Origin of the sequence: Streptomyces sp. NPDC006012, from assembly GCF_042871185.1 — a bacterium.
In the GTDB taxonomy this organism is placed as follows: domain Bacteria; phylum Actinomycetota; class Actinomycetes; order Streptomycetales; family Streptomycetaceae; genus Streptomyces.
On sequence record NZ_JBIAIE010000019.1, the window covers coordinates 1 to 17,434 of the forward strand.

Below are 17,434 nucleotides of genomic sequence, written 5' to 3' on the forward strand. Positions count from 1 at the left end.
GCAAGCGGTTCTTCCTGGACGAGTTCGGCATCGAGAACGACGAAGCCTGGCTGCCCGACACCTTCGGCTTCGCCGCCGGCCTGCCGCAGATCATCCGGGCCGCGGGCTCGACCCGGCTGCTCACCCAGAAGATCTCCTGGTCGCAGACGAACAAGTTCCCGCACCACACCTTCCAGTGGGAGGGCATCGACGGCACCCGGATCTTCACCCACTTCCCGCCGGCCGACACCTACAACTGCTCCATGAAGGGCAGCGAGATCGCCCACGCGGCCCGCAACTTCAAGGACAAGGGCGTCGCCCGGCACTCCCTGGCCCCCACCGGCTGGGGCGACGGCGGCGGCGGCACCACCCGCGAGATGGTCGCCAAGGCCGCCCGGCTGCGCGACCTCGAGGGCTCCGCGCAGGTCGTGTGGGAGACACCGCAGGCGTTCTTCGACAAGGCCCAGGCCGAGTACCCCGAGCCGCCGGTCTGGGTCGGCGAGCTGTACCTGGAACTGCACCGGGCCACCCTCACCAGCCAGGCGAAGACCAAACAGGGCAACCGGCGCAGCGAGCACCTGCTCCGCGAGGCCGAACTGTGGGCCGCCACGGCCGCCGTCCGCACCGGGTTCAGCTACCCGTACGAGGAACTGGACCGGATCTGGAAGACGGTGCTGCTGCACCAGTTCCACGACATCCTGCCCGGCTCCTCCATCGCCTGGGTGCACCGCGAGGCCCGGGCGACCTACGAGCGGCTGGCCGGTGAGCTGACGGGCATCATCGACGCCGCCCAGCGCGCGCTGGCCGGCGAGGGCACGGTCCCGCTGGTGTTCAACGCGGCCCCGCACGCCCGCGCCGGGATCCCCGCGGGCGCTGCCGGCGCCCCGCGGGCGACGGCCGGCACCCGGCTCACGCCCCGGCCGGACGGCGGACACGTCCTCGACAACGGCCTGCTGCGCGTGGAGATCGACGGGCGGGGCCTGGTGGTGTCGGTGTACGACATCGGGGCCGACCGCGAGAGCGTCGCACCGGGCCGTGCCGCGAACCTGCTCCAACTGCACCCGGACTTCCCGAACATGTGGGACGCCTGGGACGTGGACGAGTTCTACCGCAACACGGTCGTCGACCTGACCGACGTGGACGCGGTCACGGCGGGCGAGGACGGCGGCTCGGTGCGGATCGAGCGGTCCTTCGGCGACTCCCGCGCCGTCCAGGTGCTGTCCCTGCCGCCGGGGGAGCGGCGCCTGGTCGTGGACACCGAGGTCGACTGGCACGAGACGGAGAAGTTCCTCAAGCTGGCCTTCCCGCTCGACGTGCATGCCGAACGGTACGCGTCGGAGACCCAGTTCGGGCATTTCCACCGGCCCACCCACACCAACACCTCGTGGGAGGCGGCCAAGTTCGAGGCGTGCAACCACCGCTTCGTGCAGCTGTCCGAGCCGGGCTGGGGCGTCGCCGTCGTCAACGACTCGACGTACGGCCACGACGTGACCCGGACGGTCCGCACCGACGGCGACCGCGGCACCACCACCACCGTCAGGGTCTCCCTGCTGCGCGCCCCGCGCTTCCCCGACCCGGAGACCGACCAGGGCGTCCACCGCTTCCGGCACGCGCTGGTGCCGGGCGCGGACATCGGTGACGCGGTCCGCGAGGGCTGGCGGATCAATGTCCCGGAGCGTCAGGTCGAGGGCGCCGGGGAGGTCGCGCCGCTGGTGACGGTGGACGACGACGCGGTCGTCGTCACCGCGCTGAAGCTCGCCGACGACGGCAGCGGGGACGTGGTGGTCCGCTTCCACGAGGCCCACGGGGGACGCGCCGCCGCCACTCTGACGGCCGGTTTCGAGATCGCCGACGTCATGGTCACCGACCTGCTGGAACGCCCGCTGTCCGACACGACCGCCCCCGCCCACGACGGCGCACGCATCACCGTACGGCTACGCCCGTTCGAACTGATGACGCTCCGCCTGCGACGCCCGTGAAACGCGGGGCCGTGGGCCACACCACCCACCCCACGGCCCCGCACCCCCCGCCAGACACGCGCCCTGCCAGATACGCGCCCCGCCAGGGGCGCGGGGAACTGCGTGCTCAGCCACGACGTGGCCGTGGCCGACGGGGGGACCGTCAGCGTTTTAGCGGCGCGGGGAACTGCGCGCCCAGCCACGACGCCGCCGCGCCCGACGGAGGACCGTCACCCCTCACCCGGAGGGACCGTCACGCCTCACCCAGCGGAGCGCGAAGCTGGGCCCGCAGCCACTCCTCCACCTCACCGACATGCGCCGCCGCCGCGGCCCGGGCCGCCTCCGGGTCGTGGGCCGCCAGCGCTCGGTGGATGGCGGCGTGTTCACGGCGGGTGCGGGCGAACGCACCCTCCTCCTGGTAGCCGCGCCAGACCCGGGCGCGGAACGTCCGGGAGGACAGGCCGTCCAGGATCGCGGCCATGGTCTCGTTGCCCGCCGCGGTCGCGATCTCCCGGTGGAAGGCCAGGTCGTGGGCGAGGATCTCCTCGGGGTCCTCGGTCGCGTTCATCGCCGCCAGGTGCTTCTCGACCTCCGCGAGCCCGTCCGGGGTGATGCGCGCGGCGGCCATCGCGGTCGCCGTGGACTCCAGGATCCGGCGCACCTCCAGGAGTTCCACCAAGCGCGGGCCGCGTGACAGGTCGGCGACCACCCCGAAGGTCTCCAGCAGGTCGCCGGCCTCCAGCGCGGTGACGTAGATGCCCGAGCCGTGCCGGGCCTCCAGGACGCCGAGCACCGTCAGCGCCCGGATCGCCTCTCGCATCGAGCTGCGCGAGATGCCCAGCTGGGCGGCAAGATCACGCTCCGTGGGCAGCCGCTGGCCCGGTTCCAGCCGGCCCTCGGCGATCATCGCCTTGATCCGCTCGATGGCGCGCTCGGTCACGGTGCCCTTCTGCGGGGCTGTCTCGTCCACGCCACTCCTCCTGTCACCGGTCCGCCGCAGTCTAATCACTGATGTGGTCGGACCACTATGGCGGTTTTATGGGAAAGACAGCCTCGCAGGGGTGTTGTGGAGGCCGAGTGGTCTGATAAGTATGCGGGCATCGGCCAGACGACGTCGACTAGGAGCCTGCAGATGCCCGGCGCAACACTGAGGTCACCGAGGAAGCGGAACCGGATCCGGATCATCGGCGCGACGGCCCTGGCCGTCGGTGCCTCGCTCGTGCTCGCCGCATGCGGCAGCACCAAGGACGACGGCGCCTCCGGCGCCGCAGGCGGCGGCACCGGCAAGGTCGGTGTGATCCTGCCGCTGCTCACCTCGCCGTTCTGGCAGTCGTACAACGACTACGTGCCGAAGATGGCTAAGTCCGAGGGCGTGGACGTGCTGAAGACGATCAACTCCAACAGTGACCCTGCGCAGCAGATCACCGACATCAACAACGAGCTGAACCAGGGCGTCAAGGGCCTGGTCGTCGCGCCGCTCGACAGCGCCGCCATCGAGGCCGGGCTCGACCAGGCCGAACGCAAGGGCGTGCCGGTCGTCGCCGTGGACGTCGCCCCCGACAAGGGCAAGGTCGCCATGGTCGTCCGCGCCAACAACGTGGCCTACGGCGAGAAGGCATGCGACTACCTGGGGCAGCACGTCAAGAGCGGCAAGGTCGTGCAGATCATGGGCGACCTCGCCTCGGTCAACGGCCGTGACCGCTCCGAGGCGTTCCGGTCCTGCGCGAGCAAGAAGTACCCGGACCTGAAGGTCCTGGAGATCCCGGCGAAGTGGGAGTCCGACACCGCGGCCTCCAAGCTGGACACGCTGCTGAACGCCAACCCCGACATCAAGGGGATCTACATGCAGGCCGGCGGCGTCTACCTGGCGCCCACCCTGCAGACCCTCAAGTCCAAGAGCATGCTGAAGCCGGCGGGGCAGCCGGGCCACATCGCCATCGTCTCCAACGACGGCATCCCGCAGGAGTTCGACGCCATCCGCAAGGGCGAGATCGACGCCACCGTGTCACAGCCCGCGGACGCCTACGCCAAGTACGGCCTCTACTACATCAAGGCCGCGATGGAGGGGAAGACGTTCGAGCCCGGGCCGACCGACCACGACTCCACCATCGTCAAGCTGCCCAGCGGCATTCTGGAGGACCAGTTGCCAGCGCCGCTGGTCACCAAGGACAACGTCGACGACCCCAAGCTGTGGGGCAACACGGTCAAATGAGCACCCCACCGGCCACACCCCTTGTCCAGGCGCAGGGCATCGTCAAACGCTACGGACCCACCGTGGCCCTCGCCGACGGCCGGCTCACCGTGCTGCCCGGTGAGTCGCACGCCCTCGTCGGCCGCAACGGCGCGGGCAAGTCCACCCTCGTCAACGTCCTCACCGGCCTCCAGGCCCCCGACGAGGGCACCGTCCGCTTCGACGCAGAGCCCGCGCCACCGCTCGCCGACCGGGACGCCTGGCGGCGCCGGGTCGCCTGCGTCTACCAGAAGCCCACGGTCGTCCCCGAACTGACGGTCGCCGAGAACCTCTTCATCAACCGGCAGCCGGTCAGCCGGGGGTTCATCAGCTGGCGCCGACTGCGGGCCGAGGCCGCCGACCTCCTGGACACCTGGGACGTGCGGGTCGACCCCGAGGCGCGCACCGCCGACCTCAAGGTCGAGGACCGCCAGATGGTGGAGATCGCCCGGGCGCTCAGCTTCGGCGCCCGGTTCATCGTCCTCGACGAGCCGACCGCCCAGCTCGACAACCGGGAGATCGAGCGACTGTTCGCCCGGATGCGGTCGCTCCAGGACTCCGGCGTCACCTTCCTGTTCATCTCGCACCACCTCCAGGAGGTCTACGAGGTCTGCCAGACCGTCACCGTGCTGCGCGACGCCCGCTGGATCGTCACGGCCCCGGTGGCCGAACTGCCGCGCGCGGCCCTCGTGGAGGCCATGGCGGGCGAGGCGATCACCGAACAGGCCGTGCAGGTCAGGGATGTCGACGCCGGCGCCCCCGTCCTCCTAGATGCCCGCGGCCTCACCTCGGACGCCTACCAGGCCGTCGATCTGACCGTCCGTCGCGGCGAGGTCGTGGGCCTCGCCGGGATCAGCGGCAGCGGCAAGATCGAGCTGGCGGAGTCCTTCACGGGACTGCACACGCCCAGCAGCGGGACGGCCCGGTTGAACGGGAAACGGCTCCCGTTCGGCGATGTGCAGGCCGCCCTGCGGGCCGGCGTCGGCTTCGTCCCGCGCGACCGGCACGCGCAGGGCCTGGTGTTCGGCATGACCATCGGCGACAACGCCACCCTGAGCGTCCTCGATCGCCTCGGCCGCTTCGGGTTCGTCGGTACCGACCGCAAGCGCCGCTTCGCCACCGACCTGATCGAACGCCTCGACATCCACACCGAGGGCCCCGACCAGTCCGTCTCCGACCTGTCCGGCGGCAACGCGCAGAAGGTCGTCATGGCCCGCGCTCTCGCCTCCGACCCGCACCTGCTGGTGCTCGTCAACCCGACCGCGGGCGTCGACGTGAAGTCCAAGGAGTCCCTGCTCTCCCGCGTGGACACCGCCCGGGAGGACGGCACCGCGGTCCTCGTCGTCTCCGACGAACTCGACGACCTCCGCCGCTGCGACCGTGTCCTCGTCCTCTTCCGCGGCCGCGTCGTCGCCGAGTATCCGGCGGGCTGGCGCGACCACGAGCTGATCGCCTCCATCGAAGGAGTGGACCATGGCTGACACCAAGGCTTCGCAGGTGCAGCAGGTGCGGCTGACCGACGGCCGGTCGGCGCGGACCGTGCTGCTGCGCCGGGCCCGCGAACTCGCGCTGGTTCCGGCCCTGCTGCTGTTGCTCGTGCTCGGCGCCGTGCTCAACGACTCCTTCTTCACCGAGGAGACGTTGATCTCCATTCTGGCCTCGTCGGCCGCGCTGGCCATGGTGGTGCTCGCCGAGTCGCTGGTGCTGATCACCGGCAAGTTCGACCTGTCACTCGAATCGGTGGTCGGCATCGCGCCGGCGGTGGCGGCGCTCATGGTGCTGCCGGCCGCGAAGTCGGGCTGGGGTACGGAGCTGCCCCCGGCGCTGGCCCTGCTGGCCATCCCCCTGGTGGGTGCGGCCATCGGCGCCTTCAACGGAATCCTCGTGGTGAAGGTGAAGCTCAACGCGTTCATCGTCACGCTGGCCATGCTGATCATCCTGCGCGGAACCCTCGTCGGTGCCACCAACGGCAAGACGCTGTTCGGTATGCCGGACTCGTTCTTCTCGTTGGCCACCACGACGTTCCTGCGCATTCCGCTGTCGGTCTGGCTCGCCGCCGCTGCCTTCGCCGTGACCGGGCTGGTGCTCAAGTACCACCGTGTCGGCCGGTCGCTGTACGCGATCGGCGGCAACCTGGAGGCGGCCCGGGCCGCCGGCATCCGGGTCGACAGGGTCCGGCTGGGCGTCTACGTCGTGGCCGGTGTGCTCGCCTCGATCGGCGGTCTCATGTACACCGGTTACGTCGGTGCTATCGGCGCCAGCCAGGGCCAGAACATGATCTTCACGGTGTTCGCCGCCGCCGTCATCGGAGGCATCAGCCTCGACGGCGGCCAGGGGACCATGTTCGGGGCCCTCACGGGAGTCCTTCTGCTGGGCGTGGTCAAGACCATGCTCACCCTGGCCCAGGTCCCGTCGAACTGGATCGACGCCATCTACGGCGGAATCATCCTGCTGGCCCTCATGATCGCCCGCGTGACCACGGGCCGGGCCCAGGACTGACCCGCGCCCCGCCACCTACCGACCGAAAGGCATTCCGTGTCCCCGACCCCGGCCCGCGTCATCGCGGTCGACACCCACGACATCCGCTTCCCGACCTCGCGCGAGCTGGACGGCTCCGACGCGATGAACCCGGACCCCGACTACTCCGCGGCGTACGTCGTGCTGCGCACCGACGCCGCCGACGGGCACGAGGGGCACGCGTTCACCTTCACCATCGGGCGGGGCAACGATGTCCAGGTCGCCGCGATCGACGCGCTGCGCCATCACGTGGTCGGCCGCTCCGTCGAGGAGATGTGCGGCGACCCGGGATCACTCTTCGCGGACCTGATCGGGGACAGCCAACTGCGCTGGCTCGGGCCCGAGAAGGGCGTGATGCACATGGCGATCGGGGCCGTGGTCAACGCCGTGTGGGACCTCGCCGCCAAGCGGGCCGCGAAGCCGCTGTGGCAACTGCTCGCCGACGCCGACCCCGAGTGGATCGTGCGGCAGATCGACTTCCGCTACCTCACGGACGCGCTCACCGCCGACGAGGCGCTGGACCTGCTGCGCCGCGGCCGGGCCGGCGCCGAACAGCGCCGGGCCCGCCTCCTGGAGCGCGGCTACCCGGGCTACACCACGTCCGCGGGCTGGCTCGGTTACGACGACGAGAAACTCACCCGGCTCGCCACCCAGGCCGTCGCCGACGGCTTCCGGCAGATCAAGCTGAAGGTCGGCGCCGACCTGGACGACGACGTACGCCGCTGCCGCGCCGCCCGCGCCGCCGTCGGACCCGGCATCCGCCTGGCCATCGACGCCAACCAGCGTTGGAACGTCGACGAGGCGATCCGCTGGACCCGGGCGCTCGCCGAGTTCGACCCGTACTGGATCGAGGAGCCCACCAGCCCCGACGACGTCCTCGGCCATGCGGCGATCCGCCGGGCGGTGGGACCGGTCAAGGTCGCCACGGGCGAGCACGTGCACAACCGCATCGTCTTCAAGCAACTGCTCCAGGCCGACGCCGTCGACATCGTGCAGATCGACGCGGCCCGGGTCGGCGGCGTCAACGAGAACCTGGCGATCCTGCTGCTCGCGGCCAAGTTCGGCGTCCCGGTGTGCCCGCACGCGGGCGGAGTGGGCCTGTGCGAACTCGTCCAGCACCTGTCGATGTTCGACTATCTGGCGGTCTCCGGCACCACCGACGACCGGGTCATCGAATACGTCGACCACCTGCACGAGCACTTCCTCGACCCGGTGGTCGTCCAGGACGGCCACTACACGGCCCCCACCGCCCCCGGCTTCTCCGCCGCCATGCGGCCCGAGTCCATCGCGCGCTACACCTACCCCGACGGCACCTTCTGGGCCGCCGACCCCGAAACCCGGAAGGGACACGCGGCATGAACGACTTCGAGGGACTGACGGCCCTGGTGACCGGCGGTGCGTCCGGGATCGGCCGGGCCACCGCCGAGCTCCTGGCCGCACGCGGCGCCCGGGTCGCCGTCCTCGATCTGGACCCCTCGACGGTCGGCGGGCCCCTGATCGGACTGCGTGCCGACGTCACCGACGACGCCTCCGTACGCGCCGCGGTGGACGCGGCGGCGGCGCAACTCGGCGCCGACGGCGTCCTGGACGTGCTGGTCAACAACGCGGGCATCGGCGCGCAGGGCACCGTCGAGGACAACACCGACGACGAATGGCACCGCGTCTTCGACGTCAACGTCGTCGGCATGGTCCGCACCGCCCGCGCCACCCTGCCCCACCTGCGCCGCTCCCGGCACGCGGCCATCGTCAACACCTGCTCGATCGCCGCCACCGCCGGCCTGCCGCAACGGGCCCTGTACGGCGCCACCAAGGGTGCCGTCCTCTCCCTGACCCTCGCCATGGCCGCCGACCACCTCTCCGAGGGCATCCGCGTCAACTGCGTCAACCCCGGTACGGCCGACACCCCGTGGATCGGCCGCCTGCTGGACTCCGCCGCCGACCCGGCGGCCGAACGCGCCGCGCTGGAAGCCCGCCAGCCCACCGGCAGGCTCGTCTCCGCGGCCGAAGTGGCGGGCGCCATCGCCTACTTGGCGAGCCCGCTGTCCGGCGCCACCACCGGCACCTCCCTCGCCGTCGACGGCGGCATGCAGGGACTGCGGCTGCGCCCGGCGGCCCGGTGAACACACTCGGCCGCAGCGCCGTCCCGGTCAGCGCCCTGGCCCTCGGCACCGCGAGCATCGGCAACCTGTACACCGAAGTCGGCGACGAGCAGGCGCACGAGACGGTGGCCGCCGCCTGGGAGCAGGGCGTCCGCTACTTCGACACCGCTCCGCACTACGGCCTCGGCCTCGCCGAACGCCGCCTCGGCGCGGCCCTGCGGGAACTGCCCCGCAACCAGTACACCGTCTCCACGAAGGTGGGCCGCCGCCTGGAGCCGTCGACGACGGGCGGCGACGACCTCGCCGACGGCTTCGCAGTGCCCGCCACCCACCGCCGCGTCTGGGACTTCAGCGCCGACGGCGTCCGCCGCAGCCTGGACGCGAGCCTGCAACGGCTCGGCATCGACCGGGTGGACGCCGTCTACCTGCACGACCCGGACCACCACGCCGAGCAGGCATTCCGCGAGGGCTACCCCGCCCTGGAGGAACTGCGCGCCCAGGGCGTGGTGGGCGCGATCGGCGCCGGCATGAACCAGACGGAGATGCTCACCCGCTTCGTCCGCGACACGGACGTGGACGTGGTGCTGTGCGCGGGCCGCTACACCCTGCTCGACCAGCGCGCCCGGACCGAACTGCTGCCGGCCGCCGTCGAGAAGGGGGTGTCGGTCGTCATCGGCGGCGCGTTCAACTCCGGCCTGCTGGCCGACCCGAAGCCCACGGCGACCTACGACTACGCCCGGGTGCCCGCCGGACTGCTCGACCGGGCGCTGCGCATGAAGGCGGTCGCCGACCGGCACGGCACCACTCTCAGGGGCGCCGCCCTGGCCTTCTGCGCCGCGCACCCGGCCGTCGCCGCGGTCCTGGTAGGCGCCCGCTCCGCGGCCGAGGTCCGGGACAGCGCCGAGCAGTTCGGCACACCGGTGCCGGACGCGTTCTGGCACGAACTGCGCGACACCGGCCTGCTGCCCGAGGAGCCGTCATGACGTCCGGAGCCGGCACACGAACCGCGAAGGAGCCGTCTTGAGAGCCGCCCCGCCCACCGCGGTCCGCCCGCACGCAACCACCGCGCCCACCCGGGTTCGCCCGCACGGGACCGCCGCGCACGAGGCCGCCCACGTCGGGGAGCTGCGATGACGGTCGATGCCCACCACCACGTGTGGGACCTCTCGGTGCGCGACCAGGACTGGATCACCGGGCCCGGACTCCAGCCGCTCCGACGCACCTTCACGGTCCAGGACCTGCAACCGGAGGCACGCGCGGCCGGAGTGGACCGTACCGTCCTGGTGCAGACCGTCACCGTGGCCGAGGAGACACCCGAGTTCCTGGCCCTCGCCGACGGGCACGAGCTGATCGCGGGGGTCGTCGGCTGGACCGACCTCACCCGCCCCGACGTCGCCGACGAACTCGCCCGGCTGCGCGCACTCCCCGGCGGCCGGTACCTGAAGGGCATCCGCCACCAGGTCCAGGGCGAACCCGACCCCGAGTGGCTGCTGCGCCCGGACGTCCTCCGGGGCCTCGCGGCGGTGGCCGACGCGGGTCTGGTCTACGACCTCGTCGTCCTGCCGCACCAACTCCCGGCGGCGGCCCGGGCCGCGGCGGCGCTGCCCGGGCTGACCTTCGTCCTGGACCATCTGGGCAAGCCGCCCGTCGCCTCGGGTGAGCCCGGGTCCTGGACGGCGGACCTCCGGGCGCTCGCCGCGCTCCCCAACACGGTCGCCAAGCTCTCCGGACTGGTCACCGAGGCCGACCCGGCGTCCTGGACGACCGGTGATCTGCGCCCGTACGCGGACGCGGCCCTGGCCGCCTTCGGCCCCGACCGGCTGATGTTCGGCTCCGACTGGCCGGTGTGCACCCTGGCGGCCTCGTACGGCCGGGTGCTCGCCACGGCCCGGGACCTGACGGCACAGCTCGCCCCGGCCGAGCGCACCGCGGTCTTCGAGGGCACCGCCGTCCGCGTCTACGGCATCTGAGCCGTCGCCGCCAGCCGGGTCGGCGGCAGGAACTCCCGGACGTACGTACGCTCCCAGCAGGCGCCCGTCGCCCGCAGCTCGTGCCAGGTCGTGTAGCGGTAGCGGAAGAGGCGGGCGCGGACGTAGCGCGGCGGCCGGTCCGCCGGGAACGGTGAACGGCGCAGCAGCCGCAGGGTGTCGCGGTCGTTCTCCAACAGCCGCTCCACGAGGCCGCCGAACCACTCCCCGGCGTAGGCGGGCGAGAGCGCGGCGAACCACATCAGCCAGTCCAGTCGCAGATGGTAGGGGGCGAACTGACGCGGCCAGCGCCGTGGATCACTCGGCTTGCCCTTGAACTCGTACTCCCGCCACCCCTCGTCCGCGCGCGGTACGGCGTCCAGCGTGCCCTCGACCACCACCTCGTAGCGGATCCGGCTCACGCTGCCGAAGGCGCCGTAGGTGTTCACCAGGTGCAGCGGGTCGAACGAGCGGTTCATCACCTGGCGCCGGGAGACCATGTTGACCACGGGGCGGTAGCTCAGGAACAGGACGAGCGCGGCGGCGGTGAGCACCACGCCCGCGTACCAGTGCGGGGCCGAGGGCACCTGCGGCGGTGTGCCCGGGTACCGGATCGCCGAGAGGGCCAGCACGATGGTGATCCAGTTCAGCCAGGAGAAGTTGCCGGACAGCACCAGCCACAGCTGAGTGACGATCATCAGGGCCGCCGCGGCCGTCGCCACCGGCTGCGGGGTGAACAGCAGGACGGGCACGACGAGTTGGGTGACATGGTTCGCCGCCGCCTCCACCCGGTGCAGCGGCCGGGGCAGCCGGTGGAAGAACCAGCTCAGCGGGCCCGGCATCGGCTGGGTCTCGTGGTGGTAGTAGAGGCAGGTCAGCTTCCGCCAGCACGGATCGCCGCGCATCTTGATCAGACCCGCGCCGAACTCCAGGCGGAACAGGATCCAGCGCAGCAGGAACAGCACCACCACCGGCGGCGCGACCTCGTCGTTGCCGAGGAACACGGCGAGGAAACCGACCTCCAGCAGCAGCGACTCCCAGCCGAACGCGTACCAGGTCTGGCCGACGTTCACGATCGACAGGTACAGCGCCCAGGGGACCAGCCACAGCAGCATCGCGCCCGCCAGCGGGAGCCGGGCGTCCAGGCCCGCGAGCAGCGCCGCCGACACGGCGCAGCCCGCCCAGCAGCAGGCGGCGAAGAAGCGGTCCGAGTAGTGCAGGTGGAAAAGGCTCGGTGCGCGCCGGAACGGCACCCCGGCCACGAACCGGGGGATCGGCAGCATTCCGCGCTCGCCCAGCAGGGCGCGGAACTGGAGGACGGCCGTCAGGAACGCGACCAGGTACACGGTGGCAAGAGCCCGCTGGAACACCAGTCGGCTCAGCCAGTACTCGGGTGCGGTGAACCAGTCCACGGCCGTGCGCTCCTTCCTCCAGTGTCACCCACGGGCGCGTACCCCACTGTCCGTACCGCACCGCTCCGCTTGCGTAACCCGGCGGAGTGACGCAGACAATGGTCACGCAATGCCCCGAACGGTGCCCGAACGAGGTCGGAGAACGTGGTGCGGATACCCACCGGAACCATCGTCACGGTCAGTGCGCGCGCGGTGCTCCCGGCGGCGCCGCTCCCCGCGGGACACGGCGGCGGTGCCGGCCGGGCCACCCGGTCGTCCGGCCGGGTCCGCCCGGAAGCGGCGGACGCCCCGGGACCCGCTCCGTCCGCGCACTCCACGGCCACCCGGACGGCCCAGCCGGGCCGCGACTGCTGCGCTCCGGCCTCCCGCCAGGTCCTCCCGGCCGCCCGCCGGGTGTCCTTGGCTGCCCACCCGGCGCCGTGCGGCGCCCGTCCGGTTCCGCCTGCCACCCGTCCGCTCCCGGCACCCGCGGCGGAGCCGCAAGCCGCCCGGCGGACCGTCCCCGACACGCCCGCCCGGACTCCAGGCGCCTGCCCGGCGCCGGACACCGGCAGCACCCTCGACGGCCCCTGCGGCGCCGTCGGCCGCTGAGTGTCCGCCGTGGCCGCACCGGCACCGCTCGAAGATTCGGGCGAACCCTGGCAAGGTGGCCCCATGGCTGATCGGGGAGCGAGCGCCCTGTCAGTCCCGGACGACTGGCCGGCCCACCCGGATCCGTTCCTGGCACTCAACCGCATGGGCACCTTCGACTGGGACCTGGGCACCGGTCTGTATCACATGGATGCCCAGGCGTACGAGGTGTTCGACCTGCTCCCCGAGGAGTTCGACGGGCGCCTGGAGTCGCTCGGCCTGCGGATTCCCCAGACCGAGGCGAGCCGGATCGACGCCGTGATCTCCCGGGCCATCAAGGACGGCAGCGAGAACTACGGAGCGTACTTCCGCATCCGGCGCCGGGACGGCAGCTACCGCTGGACGCACACCCAGGGCTACATCAGGCGCGACGACACGGGCCGGCCGGTCCACGTCATCGGCATCGTCCGCGACGCCACCCAGGAGCTTGAGGACAGCGAGGGACGCCGGCTGCGGGCCGCCCAGGAGGCCGCCTTCCGCAGGCAGAGCAACGTCGTGCAGGTCATCACCGCCGCCCTGTCGCACGCCCACAGCGTCCAGGACGTCATCGACGCCCTCAAGGACTCCGACGGCGTACGCCACCTGGGCGCGGCCAGCCTGGTGATGGGCCTGGTGGAGGCGGGCCGCATCCGGCTGGTCGCCGAGGGGCCCGAAGGCAGCCTGGTGCCGGGCACCCTGCTCACCGGGATCGACGAGCAGTACCCGATGAGCGAGGCGGTTCGCATGCTCAGCCCGCGCTTCATCGAGTCGCCGGAGGACTTCGCCGCGCGCTATCCGATCCTGTGGCCGCACATCACCGGCCTCGCCGTCACCTCGGCCGCCTATCTGCCGCTCATCGCCCAGGGCCGCCCGATCGGCGCCATGGGCCTGCTCTACAGCGACCGCCGCGGCTTCTCCACCGAGGAACGGGCCGTCCTGATCGCGCTGGGCAGCAGCATCGCGCAGAGCCTGCAGCGGGCCATGCTCTACGAGCAGGAGCGGGACCTCGCCCAAGGACTCCAGCAGGCGATGCTGCCGCGTACCATCCCCAGCGTGCGCGGCGCCGACATCGCCGTCCGCTACCGGGCCGGCTCCGCCGCGGGCTCACTGGGCCGGGACATCGGGGGTGACTGGTACGACCTCATCCCGCTGCCCGGCGGCCGGGTCGGCGCGGTCATCGGCGACGTCCAGGGACACGACACCCACGCGGCGGCCGTCATGGGCCAGTTGCGCATCGTGCTGCGCGCCTACGCCGCCGAGGGACACACCCCGGCCGCGGTGACGGCGCGGGCCTCCGTCTTCCTGCACGAACTGAACACCGACCGGTTCGCCACCTGCCTGTACGCGGAGGCCGACTTGGCCACCGGGGTGGTCCAGGTGGTCCGGGCCGGGCACATCGACCCGCTGATCCGGCACACCGACGGGAGCTGTCGCCGGGTGGCGGTCGACGGCGGGCTGCCGCTCGGCCTGTCCGCCGAGTTCGGGCAGCTCGCATACCCGGTCACCACCCTCGAACTGGACCCCGGCCAGACCCTCCTGCTGTGCACCGACGGCCTGGTCGAACAGCCCGGCACCGACCTCGACGACGGCGTGCGGGCCCTCACCGGGCTCATCGCCACCGGTCCCCAGGACGTCCGGGAACTGGCCGACCGGCTCATCGACGTGGCCGAGGAGCGCGGCGGCGACGACGACGTGGCCCTGCTCTTGCTGCGCCGCCGGAACCTGGACGCCGCCCGGAGCGGCGTCCGGATCCAGCGGCACGTGGCCCCCGGCGACCCGGAGGCCCTGGTGACGGCCCGGCGCACGATCCGGGCCGCGGTCCGTGCCTGGGGCGCCCGCGAGCGCACCGACGAGATCGAACTGGTCGCGGACGAGCTGATCACCAACGCCCTCATGCACACCGAGGGCTCCGCGACCGTCACCGTCAGGGTGCTCCTCGGCCGCGAGCGCAGACTGCGCGTCGAGGTCGAGGACTCCTCCAGCGCGCTGCCACGGCGCCGGGAGGCGGGGGAATCAGAGGTCTCCGGGCGCGGTCTGCTGCTGGTCGACCGGCTCGCCGACGTCTGGGGCGTGGAGGCGCGGGGCGGCGGCAAGTGCGTGTGGTGCGAGTTCTCGGTGGGGCGGCGCGGCTGACCACCCGGGCCCCCGGTGGCACTCTGGACGTATGCCGGAACTCCCCGAGGTGGAAGCGCTCAAGGATTTCCTGACCGAGCACCTGGTCGGCCACGAGGTCGTCCGGGTGCTGCCGGTCGCGATCAGTGTCCTGAAGACCTACGACCCGCCGGTCGGCGCCTTCGAGGGCGGCAAGGTCACGGCCGTGCACCGGCACGGCAAGTTCCTCGACATCGAGGCGGACACGGGCCTGCGCTTCGTGACGCACCTGGCCCGCGCGGGCTGGCTGCAGTGGAGGGACCGGCTGCCGGACGGCCCGCCGCGCCCCGGCAAGGGCCCGCTCGCGCTGCGGGTCGCCCTGGAGGACGGCGCCGGCTTCGACCTGACCGAGGCGGGCACCCAGAAGCGGCTCGCGGTGTACGTCGTGCGCGATCCGCAGCAGGTGCCCGGCGTGGCCCGGCTCGGTCCCGACCCGCTCGCCGACGACTTCGACGAGGCCCGCCTCGCGGCTCTGCTGGCCCAGGAGCGGCGGCAGCTCAAGGGCGCGCTGCGGGACCAGAGCCTGATCGCCGGCGTGGGCAACGCCTACAGCGACGAGATCCTGCACGCCGCGAAGATGTCCCCGTTCAAGCTCGCCGCCTCCCTGACGCCCGAGGAGAACCGGCGGCTGTACGAGGCGATGCGCACGACCCTGACCGACGCGGTCGCCCGCTCCCGGGGCCTGGCCGCCGGGCGGCTCAAGGCGGAGAAGAAAAGCGGGCTGCGGGTGCACGGCCGCACCGGCGAGCCCTGTCCGGTCTGCGGCGACACCATCCGCGAGGTGTCCTTCAGCGACTCGTCCCTGCAGTACTGCCCCACCTGCCAGACGGCCGGCAAGCCGCTGGCGGACCGCCGGATGTCCCGGCTGCTGAAATAGCCCGCGCTCGGGCAGGCCGGCGCCCCGGAGGACGGCGGGGGAGTCACCGCCTCGGGCGCGCGGGAACCGCGTGTCCGGCCGCCACCGAGCCGTGGCCGGACCACACCCCCGCGGTCCGGCCCGGCGGAGCGCTCAGCGGCCCGGCAGCGTACCCATCGGCAACGTGGCCAGCCGCTCACCGCCGGCCGTCCGTACCTCGTAGTGGTCGATCTCCCCGGGGTGCAGGGCGGAGGCGCCGCGCAGGGTGCTCGTCCGGGGGTCGTGGCCCGGCACGGACCAGCTGGTCAGGATCTGCTCGGCGCCGTCCTGGCCGACGGCGACCAGCCGGCAGGAACGCGGACCGGCCCCGTCCCTCACCTTCAGTTCGACCCCGGTGCCGTAGCCCTCGTCCTCGCTGGTGACCTGCGCCCACACGCCCGACTCCGGGTCGGTCGTCGCCGTGATGCGTGCGGACGGGCCGCGGTGCGCGGCGTGGACGGCGGCCCCGGGACCGGCGACGGCGAACACCACCGAGGCGGCCAGGCCGTACAGCAGGCGCCGGCGCTGTGCCCGGTGCCGTGCCGTCACCTCGCCGAGCAGCCGGTCCAGCAGCCGGGGACCGGGCTGGGCCAGCGGGTGCACACGGTGCGGCGTGGCCCGCCGGTAGAGCATCAACTGCCGTGTGGTGGGCCCGAATCCGGTCATCTGCGCCGCGCAGCGCGGGCACCCCATGAGGTGGTCCTCGAAGCGGAAGGCTTCCGCCTCGTCCAGTACGCCGAGCGCGTAGGCGCCGACGTCGCGATGCCGTTCCAGGGACCTCATGCCAATCCTCGTGCCGTTGGGTGCGGGTGGGACCACTTCGTGCACCCACCGGTACGCACCGGACAGCGGAATCACTCAGGCCGGCAGGTCTCGATGCAGCCGCGGAACCAGCCCGGGCACAACGGAACGACGCGGACGCGCCGGCGTAGGAAGCCGCGGCGGCAGGGAAGCCACGGTCGGGGCGCCGCAGCGAGGGAGCCGCCGGAAGCCAGGGGAGGGCCTCAGAAGAGGTGGATGGCGAGATGTCCCAAGGGCAGTCCGAGCCGCCAGGCGGGGGTCCACACCTTCGGGCCGTCCTCCTCGCCGACCACCGGCCCGCCGCCCGGCACCGCGTCCAGGTCCGGGGCGAGCAACTCCGTCTCCTGGAGCCAGCGCCACGCCTGAGCCGCGAGGTCCAGGTCCGGTGAGGAAGCGCCCGAGGCGATAGCCGTGGCCGCGAGCCGGGCCATGCGTTCGCGCACCCAGTCCTGCCACGGCTGGTCGTACGCCGTCAGCGAGAGCCAGGTCTCCAACTGGGAGACGACCCGGATGCCGGAGAGCTCGCCGTCGGTGTCGGAGAGGAAGACGGTGAGCGCCAGCGCGTCCCGGCCGGCCCGGAACTCGAAGGACGTGGGTGGCATCAGATCGCCGGTCCGCAGCAGTTCGTCGGCGATGTACTCGGCGTAGAACCAGGCCATGGGGACGGCCGGCACGCCGTCGGCCCCGTCCGTGCTCTTTCGACCTCTGTCCAGCATCCCGTCCTGCCTTCCACCGTCACGTGCGCGTCGCCCGGACCCCGCCCCGGTCCGGAACACGGATGAGGACAGCTGATTGCGCCGACGGGGTCATCGGCAA

Annotated in this window: 14 protein-coding genes; 10 read left to right on the forward strand and 4 right to left on the reverse strand. The window is 72.3% G+C overall.

Annotation, left to right across the window (positions count from 1 at the left end; translation table 11 throughout):
• The coding region (locus tag ACFYPJ_RS27180) for an alpha-mannosidase (RefSeq protein WP_389022344.1) at window positions 1–1,958 on the forward strand (1,958 nt) is incomplete at its 5' end.
• Between the two features lie 232 nt (window positions 1,959–2,190).
• Here the strand turns inward: ACFYPJ_RS27180 and ACFYPJ_RS27185 are convergent.
• A complete protein-coding gene (locus ACFYPJ_RS27185; RefSeq protein WP_389022346.1) occupies window positions 2,191–2,907 on the reverse strand; it encodes a FadR/GntR family transcriptional regulator in 717 nt (238 codons plus the stop codon).
• 162 nt (window positions 2,908–3,069) lie between these two features.
• Between ACFYPJ_RS27185 and ACFYPJ_RS27190 the strand changes: the two genes are divergently transcribed.
• From ACFYPJ_RS27190 to ACFYPJ_RS27220, 7 genes are all read left to right on the forward strand, one after another.
• Complete coding sequence (locus tag ACFYPJ_RS27190; RefSeq protein ID WP_389022348.1) at window positions 3,070–4,149, forward strand: sugar ABC transporter substrate-binding protein; 1,080 nt, start codon at window positions 3,070–3,072, stop codon at window positions 4,147–4,149.
• Entirely contained in the window at window positions 4,146–5,648 is a 1,503-nt protein-coding gene (locus tag ACFYPJ_RS27195) for a sugar ABC transporter ATP-binding protein (protein ID WP_389022350.1), read from the forward strand. Before ACFYPJ_RS27190 ends, ACFYPJ_RS27195 begins: the two co-directional genes overlap by 4 nt.
• Complete coding sequence (locus tag ACFYPJ_RS27200; RefSeq protein WP_389022353.1) at window positions 5,641–6,666, forward strand: ABC transporter permease; 1,026 nt, start codon at window positions 5,641–5,643, stop codon at window positions 6,664–6,666. The genes ACFYPJ_RS27195 and ACFYPJ_RS27200 overlap by 8 nt, the downstream gene beginning before the upstream one ends.
• A 36-nt stretch (window positions 6,667–6,702) precedes the next feature.
• Window positions 6,703–8,043, forward strand: a complete 1,341-nt coding sequence (locus tag ACFYPJ_RS27205; RefSeq protein ID WP_389022356.1) for an enolase C-terminal domain-like protein — start codon at window positions 6,703–6,705, stop codon at window positions 8,041–8,043.
• On the forward strand, window positions 8,040–8,804 hold the full coding sequence (locus ACFYPJ_RS27210; RefSeq protein ID WP_389022359.1) for an SDR family NAD(P)-dependent oxidoreductase: 765 nt from the start codon (window positions 8,040–8,042) through the stop codon (window positions 8,802–8,804). Before ACFYPJ_RS27205 ends, ACFYPJ_RS27210 begins: the two co-directional genes overlap by 4 nt.
• Window positions 8,801–9,766, forward strand: coding sequence for an aldo/keto reductase (locus ACFYPJ_RS27215; RefSeq protein ID WP_389022362.1), 966 nt, complete (start codon window positions 8,801–8,803; stop codon window positions 9,764–9,766). Before ACFYPJ_RS27210 ends, ACFYPJ_RS27215 begins: the two co-directional genes overlap by 4 nt.
• A gap of 147 nt (window positions 9,767–9,913) precedes the next feature.
• On the forward strand, window positions 9,914–10,753 hold the full coding sequence (locus tag ACFYPJ_RS27220) for an amidohydrolase family protein (protein ID WP_389022365.1): 840 nt from the start codon (window positions 9,914–9,916) through the stop codon (window positions 10,751–10,753).
• Here ACFYPJ_RS27220 and ACFYPJ_RS27225 read toward each other — a convergent pair.
• Entirely contained in the window at window positions 10,741–12,162 is a 1,422-nt protein-coding gene (locus tag ACFYPJ_RS27225) for a lipase maturation factor family protein (RefSeq protein WP_389022367.1), read from the reverse strand. The two genes, ACFYPJ_RS27220 and ACFYPJ_RS27225, sit on opposite strands and share 13 nt — an antisense overlap.
• A gap of 654 nt (window positions 12,163–12,816) precedes the next feature.
• Between ACFYPJ_RS27225 and ACFYPJ_RS27230 the strand changes: the two genes are divergently transcribed.
• A complete protein-coding gene (locus ACFYPJ_RS27230; protein WP_389022370.1) occupies window positions 12,817–14,904 on the forward strand; it encodes a SpoIIE family protein phosphatase in 2,088 nt (695 codons plus the stop codon).
• 31 nt (window positions 14,905–14,935) lie between these two features.
• Entirely contained in the window at window positions 14,936–15,799 is an 864-nt protein-coding gene (locus ACFYPJ_RS27235) for an Fpg/Nei family DNA glycosylase (RefSeq protein ID WP_389022372.1), read from the forward strand.
• 132 nt (window positions 15,800–15,931) lie between these two features.
• Here ACFYPJ_RS27235 and ACFYPJ_RS27240 read toward each other — a convergent pair whose 3' ends face one another.
• Window positions 15,932–16,600 carry an anti-sigma factor family protein gene (locus tag ACFYPJ_RS27240; RefSeq protein ID WP_389022375.1) on the reverse strand — a complete coding sequence of 223 codons (669 nt, stop codon included), beginning with the start codon at window positions 16,598–16,600 and terminating at the stop codon, window positions 15,932–15,934.
• 221 nt (window positions 16,601–16,821) lie between these two features.
• Window positions 16,822–17,334 carry a hypothetical protein gene (locus ACFYPJ_RS27245; RefSeq protein WP_389022379.1) on the reverse strand — a complete coding sequence of 171 codons (513 nt, stop codon included), beginning with the start codon at window positions 17,332–17,334 and terminating at the stop codon, window positions 16,822–16,824.
• Window positions 17,335–17,434 lie beyond the last annotated feature (100 nt).